Here is a 17,260-nt window from a genome sequence, read left to right as displayed (position 1 = left end):
CTCCCTATGAGTGATCTGCTAGATTTCTTAAGTAGAATAGGATTTTGTTTTCCAGAGCATCAATGGAAAATGGTTTAATGACATAGTCGGCAACACCTAATTCTATAGCCTGGATCATCTCTGTTTTTCTTGTTTCTGCAGACAGCATCAACACAGTGAAAGAATCAAAATCAGCTTGTTTTAAGGTTTCTATACCATTCATCCCATTCATGAAGATGTTGAGAAGAACCATTCCTCTATGGTTTTCATCCAGCCATCTGCTCTCCAGAAATTGTTCTCCGCTCTCAAACTTTGAAATCTTTATCGGTATACTATTTAAAGAAGCTGCCTGCTTAATCGTATTGGAAAGCAGTACCTGCATGATTGGGTCGTCTTCAAGCAGTGCAACCGAAACGGCCTTATGAGAAGTTGACATGCTCCGGTCGAACAATGTCACTTGATTCCTGCCCTTTTCTTTAGATTGATAGAGAGCAAGATCTGCAAGGTCCAGCCAATAAGATAAAGATGTAGAAACAGAAGCATCAACATCCACCACACCAGAGGAGAATGTACAGATGAATTCCTCTCCTTCCTCTGCTATAAAGACGTACGCCGAAAAGGCAGCCAGAATATTGTTCAGACGTTCTTTGCATCTCTCTGCAGATGTATCAGGGGATAATAAGACAAATTCTTCTCCACCATATCTGATCAAAATATCTTCCGGTAATATTCTCTTCTTCACGAATTCTGAGAACTCTTTTAGAACAGTATCACCCGTCAAATGGCCGTACTCATCATTCACCCGTTTAAAATAATCCAGGTCTAAAAAGGCAATTGATAACTCCTGCTCTTCTTCCCACTGCTTGGCACATAACTGCGAAAAAGAACTATGAAGATACTTACGGTTATATAATCTCGTCAACTCATCAACAAGAATTAAATGATCAACAAATTCTTTTCTCTCAATCTGCCTGTTCACCCTTATAAATAGTTCTTCCAGCATAAACGGCTTTAAAAGAAAATCATCGGCTCCTTTTTTATAGCTTTCCATTCTCAGGCTGTCTGAACTGTTTTCTGACATCATGACTACAGGAACATATTGTTTTTGGACCGTTTTCGAAATATGCGAGAGGGTATCCAGCCCATTTTGGTCACCAAGGAAAATATCAAGCAGAATACAATCAGGTTTGACATCATATAAAGCTGATATCGCTTTATCTGCATCCGTGAAACCAAAAACATGAAAGCCTTTTCTCTCCAGAAAATCTTTAATGTACATCAAGAAGCTTGTATCATTTTCAACAAGAAAAACAATTTTCCTTCTCTTGTTGATATCAGCCCTGATAGGGAAATCAATTTCATTTTCATATTCATACTGATAGCATTCTTTTAATAAGGGGGAAATGATTTCTTGGATGCTTTTCCTATTCCAGCTGTCATCCCCTCTTTTTTCAACGGTTTTCAAGGACTCGGAAGCCTGCCTCCCAATCTCATCGAGTTCAATCGTTGGTGCTGTACCGCTGATGGAGTGAAAAAATCTTCTCACATCAGCTGCAGGAATTTCATCATTTGAACTTAACCATTGAGATAACGTTTTTCTAATATTATCAATCAATTTGTGCTGATACACTTTCAATTTTGTCATAAATAACCCCAGTAAAAAGTAATAGATAAATAGAACGTACTATTAATGACATGCGAAGTCAATCGTCAATTTCCGACAAATATCATTACAGCTGAAAACGGTTTAAATGACTGTATAATCCTTCGCTTTCCAGCACCCTTTTTTGTTTATCACCTAGGAGATCAAAGTGAGGGTAGTCCTTTTTCCTGTCATCGATCCATTCTCTTTTCAAACCATACTTCTCACCCCACCTTGCAAGTGCCTCTATATCCCTGGCACCTGCCTTTGTTACTGTTTTGCAGCCCGGGAAACGTTCATCCAGCCAATAGTGAGTGAGGAATGAGATCTCTCCCTGATCAATCTCGCTTTTCCATCTCCTCAACTCTTCTTTATTAATCCCAAACGCCATTTTTCATCACAGTACCTTTTTATTTTTAGCTTTTTCATATGCTTGATGCCATTCAGGAAATTGTCTCTTTACTGAAATTGGGCGAAACGTATCCTTTTTTACACAAACATGCTTCGAGAGTGCCGTTACAGACAATTCCCCTTTTTCAGTGAGGATTTCATATCCATAGGTCACTCGCAAACCGTCATAGGACTCAACCCAAGTTTTGATGAGTGCTTTTTCGCCATATCTCACTGGACTTTTATAACTGATTTCTATATCGATCACAGGAGAAATAATGCCGTCCTTTTCCATATCTGCATACCGAAAACCCAGATCTTCAATAAGCTTGGTCCTCCCGAGTTCCATCCAGACCAAGTAATTGGCATGGTAGACAACCCCCATCTGATCAGTTTCGGCATAACGGACTTCAATAATTTTCTCTGATATGTACATATCTTTAATCACCTTTACCTTATAGTTTCTCTCCTCAAGTTTATCATATAAGAACGAGCCCCCATAGAAAGAAGCTGCCGGGACGATGCCGGCAGCCGTACTAATCCGTTATTGGTGATCGTGGCCATTCCTTTGGTAGGCGGCCTCATCTTTCAACTCGCTTCTGAAGGCGTCAATGCTCTCTCTGCGACGATCGTTCTTGGCTTCAATAGCCTGCTTCTGCTCATCGCTGTCTGTGAATGCCATTGATTCTTCTGCTCTCTCCATATTTTGAATGGTATGAAAGACCATGCTTTGCAGCTTTTCTACATTATCACTGCGGTCATCCGGATTAGGGCGGTTTTTATACTCTGCCATTATAAGTTCCTCCTTCAAATAAAGGTAATATCACGATGTTATTCACCTTTTGTCTGGATTACTTGAGCATGTTCTCCTGACTTATCCTGCATTTGTCTCCCTTTATTTCCACCTGCTTCACGCGGTTGGGTCCCAATGTGGTTCGGCATAAAATGTTTTCTGCTTCCTTTTGGATTGCTCATAAAAAATCCCTCCCTTAATCATTAGAATTTCCAAAGGGAGGGAAGATATGAGTATTGTTTAATTAGATATTCCTGCCTGCAATGGCCTAAATTACTTATTATCTGGAGGAATGTTCTAATACCAGTGTTTAGGGACTTTTTGTATCTGGTTTTTGCTTTTGGTCTCTAGAACTTTTCTAGAGGCACTTTTACTCTTGATTTGTCTTCTTTTTTGCCTCCAGAACCTCTCTAGAGACACTTTCTCTCTGGATTTTAAATTTTGACCTTTAGACTCCCTTTGAGTTTCTAGGCAAATGTTCAGCTAATAACGGACTCTAAGATCTTTACTCCGCCTTATCCATCCGTTTTATTTCCAATCTTGACTCAATTCTTTCTTCAATGGCGTCGATTGCCTCTGCATCCATCATTAACGCTTTTTTATTTTCGTTCACCAAGTCCGCAAACGATTTTTTTCTTGGTTTTCTCATGTTTTACCCTCTCTTCTGTCATAGTTTATTTTTATTATGGGCAAACTCTTTATCAATTATAATTAAATTTTCTAAAATTTTTAAAAAGAGAGGGTTTTCTCATAAAGGTGGAAATCTTTATTGTACAAACACGTGAAATCCTTCTTCATCAAGTGCGCCAATATGTTTATTGATCATATACCCCTTTTCATCAATCAGCATCGTGGTCGGAATGGATATCACTTGGTAGTCGTCATTCACTTTGTCATCTTTATCTAACAGTACAGGGAATGTGATGCCTGTCTCCCGAGCGAATTCTTCTGCATGATCTTCAGGGTCTATATTGATTGAGATTACTTCTATCTCGTCGTTTGCCTTATTAAATGCTTCTAATGCAGGCAATTCTTGGGTACAGGGAGTGCACCATGCCGCCCAGAAGTTGATCAAGACTTTCTTTCCTTTGAAATCATCTAAGGATACGCTATCACCTGACAAGGTCGGTAATGTAAAATCGGGTGCCAGCGTGCCAATCTTAGGGCCTGGCAAACGGTCCGGAAGCTCACCTTCTGTAGTTGAAGGTGACTCAACAGCACGAGAGATGGTGGTTTCTCTCTGGCCATCAAAATAATACAACACATTTAGTGAGGTATTTTCCATATAAATGACTAACACAAATGAAATTAATAATAAAATTCCTATCAGCTTTTTCACTGACACAGCCCTCCATAAACGTAGATAGTCCATTTTATGAGGGCTTGTCTGGATATATTAATTTTTATTTTAGTTGACCATAAATTTATACATGTTATGTACTCCTTTTAGAGAATCAAACAGATACAGCGTTCAAATGGTGTTTTACTATTAGCCTACACAACCTGCCACACAATCTAATCTAGTTCGGTGACTCTTAGAACACCGCAAAACACCCGTTCCATAAGAGGAACGGGTGTTTAAATATTTCACTATTATGCTTTAAGTTTGTCGCGAAGTACCATTTGGAGGATACCGCCATGACGGTAGTAGTCAACTTCAACTTCAGAATCAAAACGTACAAGCGCTTCGAATTGAGTTTTGTTTCCATCTTCGTCAGTTGCAGTAACTTTAACGATATCACGAGGTTTTACGCCTTCAGCAAGTTCTACAGAAATAGACTCAGTACCTTTCAAGCCAAGTGTATCAGCATTTTCGTCCTTTTTGAATTGAAGAGGCAGTACGCCCATCATAACAAGGTTGGAACGGTGGATACGCTCATAGCTTTCTGCGATGACTGTTTTTATGCCAAGAAGGTTTGTGCCTTTGGCAGCCCAGTCACGGGAAGATCCCATTCCGTAGTCTTTGCCGGCAAGGACAGCTAGGCCGACACCTTGTTCTTTGTATTTCATGCAAGCATCGTACATTGCCATTACTTCATCTTCAGGCCAGTAAGTCGTGAATCCGCCTTCTGTTCCTGGAGCAATGCGGTTACGGATACGGATGTTCGCAAACGTTCCGCGCATCATCACTTCATGGTTACCACGGCGGGAACCGTAGGAGTTGAAATCACGTGGCTCTACGCCATTGTTACGCAAGTATTTACCAGCTGGTGTATCTTTACCGATCGCACCTGCAGGAGAAATATGGTCAGTTGTGACGGAATCACCGAACTTACCAACTACTCTTAATCCTTCAAGCGGCTTGATGTCTTCTGGATTCTCAGCAAGACCTTCGAAGAATGGAGGATTTTGGATGTACGTTGATTTCTCATCAAAGCTGTACAATGGTTCGTTGCTAGTTTGGATTTCGTTCCAGCGTTTATTGTCATTGAATACATTTTCGTATTCTTTTCTGAATAATTCTGGTGTGACGGTTCTCTTTACAACATCCTTCACTTCATCTTGTGTTGGCCAGATATCAGCGAAGAATACGTCATTTCCGTCTTTATCTTTTCCAAGCGGATCGTTCTTAAGGTCGATATCCACTGTACCAGCAAGCGCATATGCTACAACCAACGGCGGTGAAGCAAGATAGTTTGCTTTTACAAGCGGGTGGATACGTCCTTCAAAGTTACGGTTACCGGAAAGGACGGACGTCAGAAGCAAGTCTGCATCCGCAACAGCTTTCTCGATTTCAGGACGAAGTGGACCCGAGTTACCGATACATGTTGTACAACCATAACCTACAAGGTTGAACCCAAGCTTTTCAAGCGGCTCAAGTAAGCCGGAATCTTCAAGATATCCTGTAACAACCTTTGAACCAGGTGCAAGGGAAGTCTTAACATAATCAGGTACAACCATGCCTTTCTCAGCAGCTTTTTGAGCTACAAGACCAGCACCTAGCATTACGTATGGGTTGGAAGTGTTCGTACAGGAAGTAATCGCAGCAATACCAATACCGCCTGTTGGAATTTTAACTTCTTCACCGTTTTGGTTTGTATAAGGAGCCGTCTTTTCTATTTCTTTTTCAGTAAGGCCAAATCCTTGAACTCCTTCAGGATTAGTGATGGCTTTATGGAAAGAAGGTTTCATGTCTGAAAGCGGGATCAAATCCTGCGGACGCTTAGGACCGGAAAGGTTTGGTTCGATTTCAGAAAGATTGATTTCTACTACATCTGTGTAGACTGGGTCTTCTCTATCCGGAGTGAAGAACATATCGTTCTCTTTCAGATACTGTTCAACCACATTGATGTGCTCCTCGGAACGGCCAGTTAAACGCATGTAGTCAAGAGACTCTGCATCAACCGGGAAGAATCCGCAAGTCGCTCCATACTCAGGTGCCATGTTGGCAATTGTCGCACGGTCTGCAAGCGGAAGTGTCGCAACACCTTCACCGAAATACTCGACGAATTTCCCTACAACACCTTTTTGGCGAAGTACTTGAGTCACTTTAAGAGCCAAGTCTGTTGCCGTAGCGCCGTTTGGAAGTGCTCCTGTCATCTTCACACCGATTACTTCAGGGATTGGGAAGTATGAAGGCTGTCCAAGCATGCCTGCTTCAGCTTCAATACCGCCTACACCCCATCCAAGTACACCGATACCGTTAATCATCGTTGTATGGGAGTCAGTACCAACAAGAGTATCCGGGTATGTTTCAAATTCACCGTCTTCATTTTCGACAGCATGAACAACGTTTGCCAGATATTCAAGGTTAACCTGGTGAACGATACCAGTCGCAGGTGGCACAGCACGATAGTTTTTAAATGCTTTCTGAGCCCAGCTCAAGAACTGATAACGCTCAGCATTACGTTCGAATTCAAGGTCCATGTTGACTGCAAGAGAGTCAGCAGTACCATATTTATCAACCTGTACAGAGTGGTCGATTACAAGATCAACCGGGATCTCAGGATTGATTTTATCAGGATCTCCACCGATATCAGCCATTGCTTTACGCAGGGAAGCCAAGTCCACTACGGCAGGTACTCCTGTAAAGTCTTGAAGGATTACACGTGAAGGCTTGAATGGAACTTCAGCATCCTTCACATCTGCAGAACCCCAGTTTGCAAGGTTTTCTACATGTTCTTTGTTAATTACGCGGCCGTCAAATTGGCGCAGTACAGATTCAAGCAATACCTTTACAGAGTAAGGTAAGCGTGAAACTTTGGCTACGCCCGCCTCTTCTAATGCTTTTAAACGATAATAATGATAGCGTTTCCCTGCAGCTTCGAATGAAGAACGGGAGTTAAATACGTCGTTTTTCGCCATCTCGATTCCCCCTCTTAGAGATTGTAACGATTTTACGTGTGCTGAAAAGTTTGATTGTTTTTCCAACTTGGTTCACATTAACATCTTAATACAAGCGATTACATAAGTAAATATCAAGAAAGTTATTGTGCTTGATAAGTTTTCCTTATGAGTTTTCAACTTTTCATTCTGTGACGGAACAAAAAGCCGATTAACCCTGGCTTTTGTTAAAATAATCTGATATCTTTGGATGCAAGTTATTATCCTGAAAAAATAAAATGAAAGGTTTCAGCTAATAGGAAAGCCTTCCCGAGGAAACGATAAGTTACAAAGGGAGGTGATTCACATGGCCAAAAGAAAAGCTAATCATATCCGCGAAGGCATGAATGCCGCCAAAGCTCAAGGTACTGGAGCTGGATATAATGAAGAGTTTTCTAATGAACCGCTGACTGCAGCACAAAGACAAAACAACAAAAAGCGCAAGAAAAATCAATAATCAAACAATTTCAACTATATAGTAACAAATATTGCATGAATTACTCAATTGAAAGGCCTTGCATTTTTTTATAAGGCTCTTTTCTTAAACTTTGTTGCTATTCAATAGTAAGTTCAAGAGATATGGCCGAAATTTTTCAGAGATCATCTTGATCAGCAAGAAAGAAAAGAGCTATTCACCCTTTCAGAGAGAAAGGCCCTAGTACCCAAGGAAAAAATCCGACTCTTTATATTTTTTCCAAGAGCAGCAATCTATACGATAACCGCTATTTATAAACACTGAGGGACCTTGCCCGGAATCTAATCCAGTTCATCTGGCAGCTGCTCTGTTTTTCGACTAGTGTCTTTGTGCAATGTTCCAGATAAGAACTATATGAAAAGGGATTGGCCCTATCAACCGGCCAATCCCTTTTTTCAACTTTGATCCTGATTCACCTGTTGGACTACTGAGGATAAATCAGATTTCATCTTTTCGAGTTGCTCACGCTGATGTTCAGAAGCTACTTCAAGCGCATTTTCAATTTGCTGGTAGGCCTCATTCACTTCATTTTTTAAATGAGCGAGCTGATGTCCGTAATCTGCTCCTTCCAACACCAGTTCATTCACTGCATCCTTTACTTCTTCATGACCTTGCTGGGCAGCCTGGAAAGCCTGCTGTTTATCTTTATGATATGGCATGATGTCATCTCCTTTAGAAAAATAATCCAAAGTTATGTTTCCCTTCTTCTAAAGAATTTATACGGAACTTCTTAAAAGCTAACCATCCAAGGAATGAATAAGAGCAGCTCAAACTCCGTATTCTACACTTAGGAGGGATGCCAAATGAACAAAAATGATAGCAAAGATATGCACAGAAATTTTACTAAAGGGCAGCCAAGCGGACAGCCCGAACCGTTAAGTGGATCCAAAAAAGTAAAAAATCATAACCATACCCGCCAAAAGCATAACCAGCATCACGATATGTAAGAAAGCGAAACACAGTCTCTCTTGTGGAGACTGTGTTTTTTGTGGAACGTTGTTACAAGGTTTCGTAATAAGAGCAGGTTGCTTTAAAAAAGCGGATTGAAGGACATTCTTTACTACTCAGCGGGATTAGTCTTTTGTTAAATACAGTAAAGGATGATAACCTTGGCATTTTAAAAATGATCGTCCTTTAAAGCCGCTCTATAGGACGATAAATCGGCATTCTCAAAATCATCGTCCCTTAAAACCGCTCTATAGGACGATAAACCGCCATTTCCAATATTATCGTCCTTTAAAACCGCTCTATAGGACGATAAACCGCCATTCTCAAAATCATCGTCCCTTAAAACCGCTCTATAGGACGATAAATCGGCATTCTCAAAATCATCGTCCCTTAAAACCGCTCTATAGGACGATAAACCGGCATTTCCAATATTATCGTCCTTTAAAACCGCTCTATAGGACGATAAACCGCCATTCTCAAAATTATCGTCCTCTAAAACAACTCTATAGGACGATAAACCGCCATTCTCAAAATTATCGTCCTTTAAAACCGCTCTATAGGACGATAAACCGGCATTTCCAAAATTATCGTCCTCTAAAACAACTCTATAGGACAATAAACAGGCATTTCCAAAATTATCGTCCTCTAAAACAACCCATGAGAAAGGGAAAGCTTACCTGCATCCATCCAAGCGTAATAATGCCTCCCTAACCATAGGTATTTCTTCTTTGGCGACGGTCCTGAAGTCTAGAAGCAGTTCGTCACGTTGTACTCTAGCGATAATTGGGGTATCGGCATTTCTCAGGCTTTTTTCCAATTGGGAGGCTTCCATTTGGGAATGTTTCAAAGCAAGAACAAAAGTATCGAGCTCCACTTCCGGCATCGTGCCGCCGCCCACCTGACTTTTGTCAGACTTCACTTCTGGTAGGAGATTATTTGCTTTTTCATGTAGGGTACGAGCCATATCCTCTGCTATACTTTTTAGTTCATCCGGTTTCATCAACAGTGACTTGTAGGCTGGGATGCTGCTAACATTGCCTCTAATATAATCTAAAAGCGTCCCTTCCAATGCCGCCAGCGTCATCTTATCTACCCGAAGGACTCGGGCAAGCTGGTGTTTTTTCAATACCTCAATAATGGCTTTTTTTCCGGCAATGATGCCCGCTTGCGGACCTCCAAGCAGCTTATCACCACTGAAAGATACAATGTCGGCACCTTCTGCAATCACATCCTTAACCAATGGCTCGGAACCTATACCGTGTTCCTTCAGGTCATAAAGCATACCGCTTCCTAAATCTTCGTAATAAATAACCTGCTCCTGTGAGGAGGCTAACTCTACTAGTTCAGCAGTGGTTGCTTCTTCCGTAAAGCCTTTAATGACAAAATTGCTTCTATGAACCTTCATCAGCATGGATGTTTGCTCGTTCATTCTTTCTCTGTAATCCGAGGTCCGTGTCTTGTTTGTCGTACCGACTTCAACCAGGATTGCGCCGCTTTCCTCCATAATCGATGAAACCCGGAAGGATCCTCCGATTTCCACTAACTCCCCTCTGGAGACGATTACTTCTTTCCCTTTGCCAAGGGCTGATAAGATTAAAAAGACCGCAGCCGCATTGTTATTAACCACCATTGCTGCTTCTGCCCCGGTTACTTCCTTGATGAGCGTTTCCGCGTGTTTATGCCGGGACCCTCGAGTTCCTTTTTCGATATCATATTCCAGGTTGTTATAATTCTCAGCAATTTCCATTACATGCTTAGCTGCCATTTCACTTAATCTTGCCCGTCCCAGGTTTGTATGGAGAATGGTGCCACTCGCGTTGATCACCTTTGATAAGGTATATGAAAATTTCTTCCTGGCAGCCACCTGAGCTTGCTCTATTAAGTAATTATTCAAGTCTGCATTACCCGGTAAAGGACCTTCCCATGTTCCATTTAAGATATTCTTTCTTAGAGATGCCACAGCTTCTTTAATGAGCTCTGTTCCTTGTTCAACCGACAAGCTCCTGTCTTTAAGCATTTTGGCAAAATTCGCTTCCTGCTGGATTTCATGGATGGAAGGTATTTTTCTTAGCAGTTCCTTCATATTAATTGCCCCCTGATCAAAAACGAAAATAATATTTCACATTATACCACCCACACGTCATAACCCAAAAAGAATAAACTGATGAAAAGGAAAACTTAGCTCGCAAATAGTGCTGCAGATTCATTAATTTTTCTAAAAGTAACTGGTAATTAGAATTTGAAACAGCAATGGGCTGCGACAATAGTTTATTGGAAAAATGGAGGAAATCATGTCAAATTCAGGAGAGGATTTTAAGTTAGAAGAGTGGGAGCGGTGGATGAAGGACTGGCTGCTTGACCCCTATACCAGCCAGCTTGATGAAACACAATTCAGGCTTGATTTGTTTGACACCACTGAAGCTTACATTGTGGAAGCAACGATTGAAGATTTACCGGTACAGGAAGTGACCCTGACCAAAAAAGGACAGACGCTTACGATTGAATTAATACCCAGGGAGAAGTCCCCTATTAGGACCAGATCTGTGAACTTCCCTTTCTCGTTGAGATATAATCCAGTACGCCTATATCCTAAGAAAGGATATTTTGAGGTCCATATCCTGAAAGCGCTTGATGCTAAACCGGTTCCTTCTGTCATCCGGTTTCAAGGTCACATGTAAAAAAGGATCAGCCAGAAAACAGGCTGATCCTTAATTTTTTTCCATCTGTTGTATCAACTCGTCAATATCAGGGAAGATGCCCGTATCCAACTTGGAATATATTTGGTCCCCATTTACGGTCACTTCAAAGGCACCACCTGAAGAGGGTATCAATTTTAATTCTCCTAGCTCGGATCTGAAATGGTTAAATAACTCTTCCGCGAACCTCGCGGCTTTGGGAGCATAGTTTCACTTCATGCAGAACTCTACTGACACAGTATACTTCATACAGCCTATCCCTCCTTTTGGAAGTCTATTTCTTTTCTGACATTTTAATATAGTGAATAACAATGTGCAAACGCCGTACATCAAATATCTATCAGCCATGATGGAAAAGAATGATATTATTGCAAATACGAATCGTATGCGGTATAAAATTTACTGGAAAATACACGGGCAGCGTATGGAAGACTTCTTTTCTCCGTTAGTGATCGAAAATCACCAAACCATATTACCTTCTGATCTAACCCTATGAATGGGTGCAAAAACTCCCTGGTGTCTATTTTGAACTTTAAAAGAGGAATATCCCTACATTGTTTACATAATATTATTATTGACTTGTTTTTCTCCACACTTCTTAATGTGCGCCAGATTTCTTCCGAAACGTCTTCCGTCTTTTCAATTGAAAGAATGACTTGTTCCTTCGCATTGACTATGTCCTTATGCAGCCGAGTCAAGTCATCTCTTCGAAACCACCTGAGCCGCTTTGTGCATGTCAGGTCCAAAACCGAATATTGCTCTGTATTTCGCCTGTTCTTTCTTTTCTCGAGATAATGAATCAGTTTTCTTACAGGCTTGGGTTCCTGGACGTGTTTTGCGAAAAATTGAGGATCGCCCAATAAAATAAATTTTCCCTTTGCTCTCGTCACAGATACATTGATCAGCCTTCCGCTTTCCTTTTTAGTCAAAAGAGTACCGGCCTTATCCTGAGGTGAGCCATCTGTTAAATCGAATATAATCATCTCTTTTTCAGATCCCTGAAATTTATGAACGGTGGAGGCAAAAATGTCCACCGATGATGATAAGTCACGATGGTTGATAAATATCGGCAATATCTTATTCATCCATTTTGCTTGTGCTCGATAAGGTGTTACATATCCAATGGAGGGCATCCCCGATTCATTGGCCGCCAGCATCATCTGGACCGATATTAAACTTGACATCAAATTCCAACGGGAGCCGCTGTCTGTCCGGCACCATGGCAAATCGTCACAGAAAGAAAATAAATGAGCTGCCTCTCCCTCAAAAGGTAAAAGATTAGCGATCGAAGAACGGTTGTTAAGGACATCAGGATGATCTGAAACCAATGAATGGTAAAAATATTCATTCGTAAAAGCAGAAATATCAGGATGCATCCGTCTTTGGACAGGGAGGAGCAATAATTGTGGATGGTGTAATCCTTTTTCAACCGAGCTTGTGATCCCCGATAAACGAAAAATATCCTGTTTCAGCCATTTTTCCACGAAGCCATGACGTGAAACCGCGATAGGCGGGAGCTGTTTGAAATCCCCGCAGATGATTACCTTTGTCCCCAGGGTAGCTGCAAAGGCAATTTGCGGAGCATATGCCATGCTTGCTTCATCAATGATAATGAGATCGAATTGTCTCTGATAAATCAACGGGTCAGTTGCTGCTTTGGAAAGGGTGGTCGCAACAACCTTTGCATCATTCACAAACTGACCTTCGTTTTTTCTAAGTTTTTCCCTTAACTTTACTAAACCAATCTCAACCTTCGTTAACTGTGCTGAATCCCTTGAATTGAATTTAGCCGAAAGTTTTTTCTTGAGCACCATTCTCTTCTTCTCAAATTTTCTCTTTCGTTCACCTGATGCGGCATCCGCTGATTCGGCAAGTCTTACCACACTGAGGTCCGGATGGGAAGCCACTTCTTCTCTCTCTGGAAAACCGTATCGGATGACTTCCCCGCCTGTCCATTTCCCATTCTTCTCCAAAAATTCGCTCATCTCCAAAGTCAACACATCAATCGCCGCATTGCTATGGGAAAGGAGTAAGACATTCATGCCGTTTACATACTGATAAGCCGCTGCCCGAGCCAGAGTATACGTTTTCCCTGTACCGGGAGGACCCCAGATATAGGTGACAGGATTATACTTTGACCGCAGTACAGCTTCATGGACAAGGCTCTTTGCTTTCTCTTCTGGATGATACGTCCTTTCCCCGGGGTTCATTACCCTTTCGATGGTTTTCCGTTTTATCGGTTCATCTTCAATTTCTTCAAGCCGGTCGATCAATTTGTTGAGAAGATCCCACGGTTCATTGTGTAAAACTCCTTTTCCGATTTCATCCCCTAAATCAGTATCCAGTTCGACGAAAACATCACTTCCTTCAGAGGAGAGCACAATCCCTTCAAGCTTCTTTCTGGCATATTCAAGGATAATCGCTCCTCCTGGAAATAAAGTCACAGGATAAGCGAGAACAAGCCAATAGACAGCCCCTCTATCGCTCGTCGCCAAATGCTGCCCCCTTAGAACTGTAATCCCTCTGCTTTCAAACTCTTTTAATTTCTGTATTTCAGCAATCAACGCTGTCTTCCATTGCTGTATCATTCTTATCGTTGCATCCATGATTAAGCTCCTATATCTGATTAATCTATCTCTTTCTTAGTCTTTTGCTGAACTCATTCTTTTACCCAAACAAGTGCATGTTTAACCTTCAAATGTTCTGTGTATATTCTAGCTAAGTAATACAAAATAATGCATTCCAGGAGGGATATTTTATGAGTTTCATCTTGTATCTGATCATTGGCGGTATCATTGGGTGGCTAGCTGGTTTGATTTTAGGAAGAGATGTTCCAGGAGGAATAATCGGAAATATCATTGCAGGGATTGTAGGCGCGTGGCTTGGCAGTTTAATATTTGGCGATTTCGGTCCTTCTATAGCCGGCATGGCTGTCATACCGGCCTTGATAGGGGCTATCATACTCGTCTTCCTTCTGAGCCTGATCATGAAAAGCATGAGAAAGACCCGTACTCACTGAAAAAGAAGAACATTCAAACGCAGCATTTAGAAATCAGAAAAACAGGCCGTTGCTGGCTGAGTCAATCAACGGCCTGTCCCTATAATCATTTACGATCATCATGCAAACTTGACTGTTAAAATTCCTCTTTTTTATATCGTTCAGCATAATACAAGACATCCTCTACATACTCTGCACTGTGATTATAAGCAAAGACAGCTCTCTCGATGTCTCCTTCAGCAGCCCCATTGCTTGCAAGATAGTTGGCTGCGCTATGGACGGCATCTTCCACATCCCATGGATCCGCCCGTCCGTCTCCGTTGGCATCCACTCCATAGCCGCCATATTTCGCAATTACCCCTGGATCAGTCAATTCAGCTTCTGGTATATTCCCTTTCCCCAGCCCTTCGCATGAAGGATGAGACCAGCCTACAAAGGTACAGGGCATGAATTGTAAATGCCCCTCTGCACCAACGGGTGAAATCATGGTTTCCATTTGTGAAAATCTCGTCTCGACCCTGTGGTGCGCTGCTAAAAGATTCCATGGCACCCCATATTTATTTTCAGCTTCTTTGTAAATAGGGATATACTCAGGGGGGATTTCAACCTTGGCTTCCTCTGAAAGTTCCTGATAGGTCAAAAATCCGCCGTACACAATGAAATAGACAACGAGAATGGTGAGCGGAATGAGTAATATCCTTAAAGGAGATCCCTTCGGTTTCCGTTTCGGTCGTTTTTTTACCATTAAGACGCATCAACCTTCTAATAAGTGTCTAATTTATTTTAAGAAAACTCACTGATATAAGCAACTTTTTACGCTGTTGGCATTAATAATATGTATCACAATGACTTGAACCAGCTTCAGCAGCCTATCCCTGCTGAAGCTGCATCCAATATTATCTTAAAACCGCCGCACCGACAATGATCAAAAGAATGAACAGAACTACAATAAGGACGAAACTCCCGCCGTAACCGTAGCCGCCGCCATAGCCGTATCCACCATAACCGCACATACAAAACACCTCCTTGTACAGGGGTTATTACACTGTATGCCTGGAATAGGAATATGACTGAAATAAACGCCCTGAAATCGAAAAAACGATTATCAGACTCAATAATAACTGTAAACATACCGGAGCATCCCTCTAGCACCTCTGAATACACAAAGAAGACAGGCCCATTCGACCTGTCTTCTTTCACTATTAACGTACCTTGTTTCGGGGTTTAGGTTTTAAGTATAAACCTAATTCTTTCTTTTCCTTTGTCAATGCCTTATACAGAGACACCATCATAAGGATCATAATCATTGAAAACGGAAATGCGGCAATGATTAATGCATTCTGCAAGGCCTGCAGTCCGCCGCTGTACATCAATATCAAGGCAACTGTCGACTGGGCAATACCCCACGTTAACTTTACCGTATTCGGCGGTGTCAACGAACCATAGGTAGTCTGCATTCCAAGGACGAAGGTTGCAGAGTCAGCAGAAGTGATAAAGAACGTACTGATCAATATAACCGCTACAATTGCAAGGATGGCGGATAACGGGAATTGATTAAATACTGCAAAAAGAACTTCCTCTGTTGCAAAAGTGGTTAAGTCCACTGCACCGGATTGCTGGAGATCTATGGCTGTCGTGCCAAATACCGAGAACCAAAGCATGCTGACAAGTGCAGGGAGCAAAAGGACCCCGAATAAAAATTCACGGATTGTTCTTCCGCGGGATACCCTTGCGATGAAAATCCCTACGAATGGAGACCATGAAATCCACCATGCCCAGTAGAAAATCGTCCAGCCATTAATCCATGATTGATGATCTTCGTTTAGCGGAGCAATCCGGAAGGACATCCTCACAAGGTTTTGTACATATGCACCCAACGTGTCAGTAAATAAATTCAAGATCAGCAGGGTAGGTCCCACAATAAACATGAGAACTAATAAAGATACCGCCAGTATCATATTGGTGTTACTTAAATATTTGATTCCCTTGCTTAGTCCGGACCAAGCTGAAATCATAAACAAAACTGTAACGATGGCTATAATGATGAACTGCATTGCGAAATTATTTGGGATCCCTAATAGGAATGAAAGCCCCCCATTAATCTGCGCGGCACCAAAGCCAAGTGTTGTCGCCACCCCTACTACGGTTGCAAAAACGGCCAGTACATCGATTACTGTTCCAAGAGGTCCGTTTACACGATCACCGAATAAAGGCTTCAGGGTAGCTGAAACAAGTCCAGGCTCCCCTTTCCTGAATTGGAAGTAAGCTAGGGCGAGAGCGACCAGCGCATAAATGGCCCATGCGTGGATTCCCCAATGGAAGAAAGTAAAACGCATTCCCTCTTTAATCGCTTCATTTGTACCTCCCTCAGCCAACGGAGGTGCCATGAAATGAGAAAGCGGTTCTGCCGCCCCCCAGAATACAAGCCCAATACCCATTCCTGCGCTGAATAGCATCGCAAACCATGTGGTTGTGTTGTATTCTGGTTTTTCATCAGGTTTACCCAGTCGGATTGTTCCAATAGGGCTGATAATAAGAAAGATACAGAAAATAACAATCGATGTCACAAGTATTAAGTAATACCAGCCAAACCTCGTAGTAATAAAAGACTGGACTCTTGCTGTAAGTTCTTCAAAACTTTCAGGAGCACTTACTCCAAAGATCAAGGCAGCCAAGACAATGGCAACCGTGATCCAAAAAACACTTGATATTTTTTTCATCTTCATTCTCCTTCCATATGTAACTTCATACTTTTGGTTGTCCTATACATTTTTATAACCTTGTCTCCGCCCGTTAAAACAACATTCCTTACCATAACAGATTGAATTCTATCATTTCAACTAAAATGCCTGTTTTAAAAATTTTGCAATAAATCAAACGGTTTTTCATTTTAAATCCATGGATTTATATTTTCCCTGAAAATCAAAAAGATACTCCCAAATTATCCGCTTTCAAACAGTTAAAAAGGATGTATGAATCCCTTCCTTCCTACAAAAACTACTTCTGGAAGGACAAA

19 protein-coding genes and 1 pseudogene are annotated in these 17,260 nt (G+C 41.6%); 4 read left to right on the top strand and 16 right to left on the bottom strand.

Going from position 1 to position 17,260, the window contains the following annotated elements; translation table 11 throughout:
• Window positions 1-4: 4 nt before the first annotated feature.
• From V1502_RS09075 to acnA, 8 genes are all read right to left on the bottom strand, one after another.
• Window positions 5-1,624 (bottom strand): diguanylate cyclase, encoded by a 1,620-nt coding sequence (locus V1502_RS09075; RefSeq protein ID WP_409254032.1) that lies wholly within the window; start codon window positions 1,622-1,624, stop codon window positions 5-7.
• An 85-nt stretch (window positions 1,625-1,709) separates the two neighbouring features.
• Entirely contained in the window at window positions 1,710-2,012 is a 303-nt protein-coding gene (locus V1502_RS09070) for a hypothetical protein (protein ID WP_409254031.1), read from the bottom strand.
• 6 nt (window positions 2,013-2,018) lie between these two features.
• Window positions 2,019-2,447 carry an acyl-CoA thioesterase gene (locus tag V1502_RS09065; RefSeq protein ID WP_409254030.1) on the bottom strand — a complete coding sequence of 143 codons (429 nt, stop codon included), beginning with the start codon at window positions 2,445-2,447 and terminating at the stop codon, window positions 2,019-2,021.
• Window positions 2,448-2,555: 108 nt separating this feature from the next.
• Window positions 2,556-2,804, bottom strand: a complete 249-nt coding sequence (gene tlp / locus V1502_RS09060; protein WP_409254029.1) for a small acid-soluble spore protein Tlp — start codon at window positions 2,802-2,804, stop codon at window positions 2,556-2,558.
• Between the two features lie 38 nt (window positions 2,805-2,842).
• Window positions 2,843-2,986, bottom strand: coding sequence for an acid-soluble spore protein N (locus V1502_RS09055; RefSeq protein WP_409254028.1), 144 nt, complete (start codon window positions 2,984-2,986; stop codon window positions 2,843-2,845).
• 323 nt (window positions 2,987-3,309) lie between these two features.
• Window positions 3,310-3,453, bottom strand: coding sequence for an FbpB family small basic protein (locus tag V1502_RS09050; protein WP_409254027.1), 144 nt, complete (start codon window positions 3,451-3,453; stop codon window positions 3,310-3,312).
• 117 nt (window positions 3,454-3,570) lie between these two features.
• Complete coding sequence (locus V1502_RS09045) at window positions 3,571-4,143, bottom strand: TlpA family protein disulfide reductase (RefSeq protein WP_409254026.1); 573 nt, start codon at window positions 4,141-4,143, stop codon at window positions 3,571-3,573.
• Window positions 4,144-4,397: 254 nt separating this feature from the next.
• Window positions 4,398-7,109, bottom strand: a complete 2,712-nt coding sequence (gene acnA / locus V1502_RS09040) for an aconitate hydratase AcnA (RefSeq protein ID WP_409254025.1) — start codon at window positions 7,107-7,109, stop codon at window positions 4,398-4,400.
• Window positions 7,110-7,434: 325 nt separating this feature from the next.
• Here acnA and sspO point away from each other — a divergent pair, with 325 nt between their 5' ends.
• Window positions 7,435-7,584: a small acid-soluble spore protein O gene (gene sspO / locus V1502_RS09035; RefSeq protein WP_044022356.1), complete on the top strand. Its 150-nt coding sequence runs from the start codon at window positions 7,435-7,437 to the stop codon at window positions 7,582-7,584.
• A 413-nt stretch (window positions 7,585-7,997) separates the two neighbouring features.
• Here the strand turns inward: sspO and V1502_RS09030 are convergent, their stop codons facing one another.
• Window positions 7,998-8,261, bottom strand: a complete 264-nt coding sequence (locus tag V1502_RS09030; protein ID WP_409254024.1) for a hypothetical protein — start codon at window positions 8,259-8,261, stop codon at window positions 7,998-8,000.
• Window positions 8,262-8,405: 144 nt separating this feature from the next.
• Between V1502_RS09030 and V1502_RS09025 the strand changes: the two genes are divergently transcribed.
• Window positions 8,406-8,549 carry a small acid-soluble spore protein P gene (locus V1502_RS09025; protein ID WP_409254023.1) on the top strand — a complete coding sequence of 48 codons (144 nt, stop codon included), beginning with the start codon at window positions 8,406-8,408 and terminating at the stop codon, window positions 8,547-8,549.
• Window positions 8,550-8,719: 170 nt separating this feature from the next.
• On the opposite strand, the gene V1502_RS09020 is transcribed toward V1502_RS09025, so the two are convergent.
• Together V1502_RS09020 and selA are read right to left on the bottom strand one after the other, a co-directional pair.
• Window positions 8,720-9,166, bottom strand: a complete 447-nt coding sequence (locus tag V1502_RS09020) for a hypothetical protein (protein ID WP_409254022.1) — start codon at window positions 9,164-9,166, stop codon at window positions 8,720-8,722.
• 57 nt (window positions 9,167-9,223) lie between these two features.
• A complete protein-coding gene (selA, locus tag V1502_RS09015; protein WP_409254021.1) occupies window positions 9,224-10,633 on the bottom strand; it encodes an L-seryl-tRNA(Sec) selenium transferase in 1,410 nt (469 codons plus the stop codon).
• A 208-nt stretch (window positions 10,634-10,841) separates the two neighbouring features.
• On the opposite strand from selA, the gene V1502_RS09010 reads away from it, so the two are divergent.
• The gene (locus V1502_RS09010) at window positions 10,842-11,228 is read left to right on the top strand and encodes a hypothetical protein (RefSeq protein WP_409254020.1); all 387 of its coding nucleotides are present in this window, start codon (window positions 10,842-10,844) and stop codon (window positions 11,226-11,228) included.
• A gap of 30 nt (window positions 11,229-11,258) precedes the next feature.
• Here V1502_RS09010 and V1502_RS09005 read toward each other — a convergent pair.
• Window positions 11,259-11,444: pseudogene (locus V1502_RS09005) on the bottom strand (Rdx family protein); the annotation flags it as partial.
• A 167-nt stretch (window positions 11,445-11,611) separates the two neighbouring features.
• Window positions 11,612-13,852: an AAA domain-containing protein gene (locus V1502_RS09000; RefSeq protein WP_409254019.1), complete on the bottom strand. Its 2,241-nt coding sequence runs from the start codon at window positions 13,850-13,852 to the stop codon at window positions 11,612-11,614.
• Window positions 13,853-14,004: 152 nt separating this feature from the next.
• On the opposite strand from V1502_RS09000, the gene V1502_RS08995 reads away from it, so the two are divergent.
• Window positions 14,005-14,265: a GlsB/YeaQ/YmgE family stress response membrane protein gene (locus tag V1502_RS08995; RefSeq protein ID WP_409254018.1), complete on the top strand. Its 261-nt coding sequence runs from the start codon at window positions 14,005-14,007 to the stop codon at window positions 14,263-14,265.
• 115 nt (window positions 14,266-14,380) lie between these two features.
• On the opposite strand, the gene V1502_RS08990 is transcribed toward V1502_RS08995, so the two are convergent.
• The 3 genes from V1502_RS08990 to V1502_RS08980 form a co-directional block, all read right to left on the bottom strand.
• Complete coding sequence (locus V1502_RS08990; protein WP_409254017.1) at window positions 14,381-14,989, bottom strand: lytic transglycosylase domain-containing protein; 609 nt, start codon at window positions 14,987-14,989, stop codon at window positions 14,381-14,383.
• A gap of 151 nt (window positions 14,990-15,140) precedes the next feature.
• Window positions 15,141-15,257, bottom strand: a complete 117-nt coding sequence (locus V1502_RS08985; RefSeq protein ID WP_409254016.1) for a YjcZ family sporulation protein — start codon at window positions 15,255-15,257, stop codon at window positions 15,141-15,143.
• A gap of 189 nt (window positions 15,258-15,446) precedes the next feature.
• The gene (locus tag V1502_RS08980) at window positions 15,447-16,964 is read right to left on the bottom strand and encodes a glycine betaine uptake BCCT transporter (RefSeq protein WP_409254015.1); all 1,518 of its coding nucleotides are present in this window, start codon (window positions 16,962-16,964) and stop codon (window positions 15,447-15,449) included.
• Between the last annotated feature and the right edge of the window lie 296 nt (window positions 16,965-17,260).

This window comes from Rossellomorea sedimentorum (assembly GCF_046237645.1).
Lineage (GTDB): Bacteria > Bacillota > Bacilli > Bacillales > Bacillaceae_B > Rossellomorea > Rossellomorea sedimentorum.
The sequence above is the reverse complement of the archived record's forward strand: the minus strand, read 5'-3'. Positions and strand labels throughout refer to the sequence as shown.

Coding starts and splice junctions, on each gene's coding strand:
- V1502_RS08995 (WP_409254018.1), top strand. CDS start 14,005: ATGAGTTTCATCTTGTATCTGATCATTGGCGGTATCATTGGGTGGCTA.
- V1502_RS08980 (WP_409254015.1), bottom strand. CDS start 16,964: ATGAAAAAAATATCAAGTGTTTTTTGGATCACGGTTGCCATTGTCTTG.
- V1502_RS09000 (WP_409254019.1), bottom strand. CDS start 13,852: ATGGATGCAACGATAAGAATGATACAGCAATGGAAGACAGCGTTGATT.
- V1502_RS09025 (WP_409254023.1), top strand. CDS start 8,406: ATGAACAAAAATGATAGCAAAGATATGCACAGAAATTTTACTAAAGGG.
- V1502_RS08990 (WP_409254017.1), bottom strand. CDS start 14,989: ATGGTAAAAAAACGACCGAAACGGAAACCGAAGGGATCTCCTTTAAGG.
- V1502_RS09030 (WP_409254024.1), bottom strand. CDS start 8,261: ATGCCATATCATAAAGATAAACAGCAGGCTTTCCAGGCTGCCCAGCAA.
- V1502_RS09050 (WP_409254027.1), bottom strand. CDS start 3,453: ATGAGAAAACCAAGAAAAAAATCGTTTGCGGACTTGGTGAACGAAAAT.
- V1502_RS09065 (WP_409254030.1), bottom strand. CDS start 2,447: ATGTACATATCAGAGAAAATTATTGAAGTCCGTTATGCCGAAACTGAT.
- V1502_RS09075 (WP_409254032.1), bottom strand. CDS start 1,624: ATGACAAAATTGAAAGTGTATCAGCACAAATTGATTGATAATATTAGA.
- V1502_RS09055 (WP_409254028.1), bottom strand. CDS start 2,986: ATGAGCAATCCAAAAGGAAGCAGAAAACATTTTATGCCGAACCACATT.
- V1502_RS09070 (WP_409254031.1), bottom strand. CDS start 2,012: ATGGCGTTTGGGATTAATAAAGAAGAGTTGAGGAGATGGAAAAGCGAG.
- tlp (WP_409254029.1), bottom strand. CDS start 2,804: ATGGCAGAGTATAAAAACCGCCCTAATCCGGATGACCGCAGTGATAAT.
- sspO (WP_044022356.1), top strand. CDS start 7,435: ATGGCCAAAAGAAAAGCTAATCATATCCGCGAAGGCATGAATGCCGCC.
- V1502_RS09010 (WP_409254020.1), top strand. CDS start 10,842: ATGTCAAATTCAGGAGAGGATTTTAAGTTAGAAGAGTGGGAGCGGTGG.
- V1502_RS08985 (WP_409254016.1), bottom strand. CDS start 15,257: ATGTGCGGTTATGGTGGATACGGCTATGGCGGCGGCTACGGTTACGGC.
- selA (WP_409254021.1), bottom strand. CDS start 10,633: ATGAAGGAACTGCTAAGAAAAATACCTTCCATCCATGAAATCCAGCAG.
- acnA (WP_409254025.1), bottom strand. CDS start 7,109: ATGGCGAAAAACGACGTATTTAACTCCCGTTCTTCATTCGAAGCTGCA.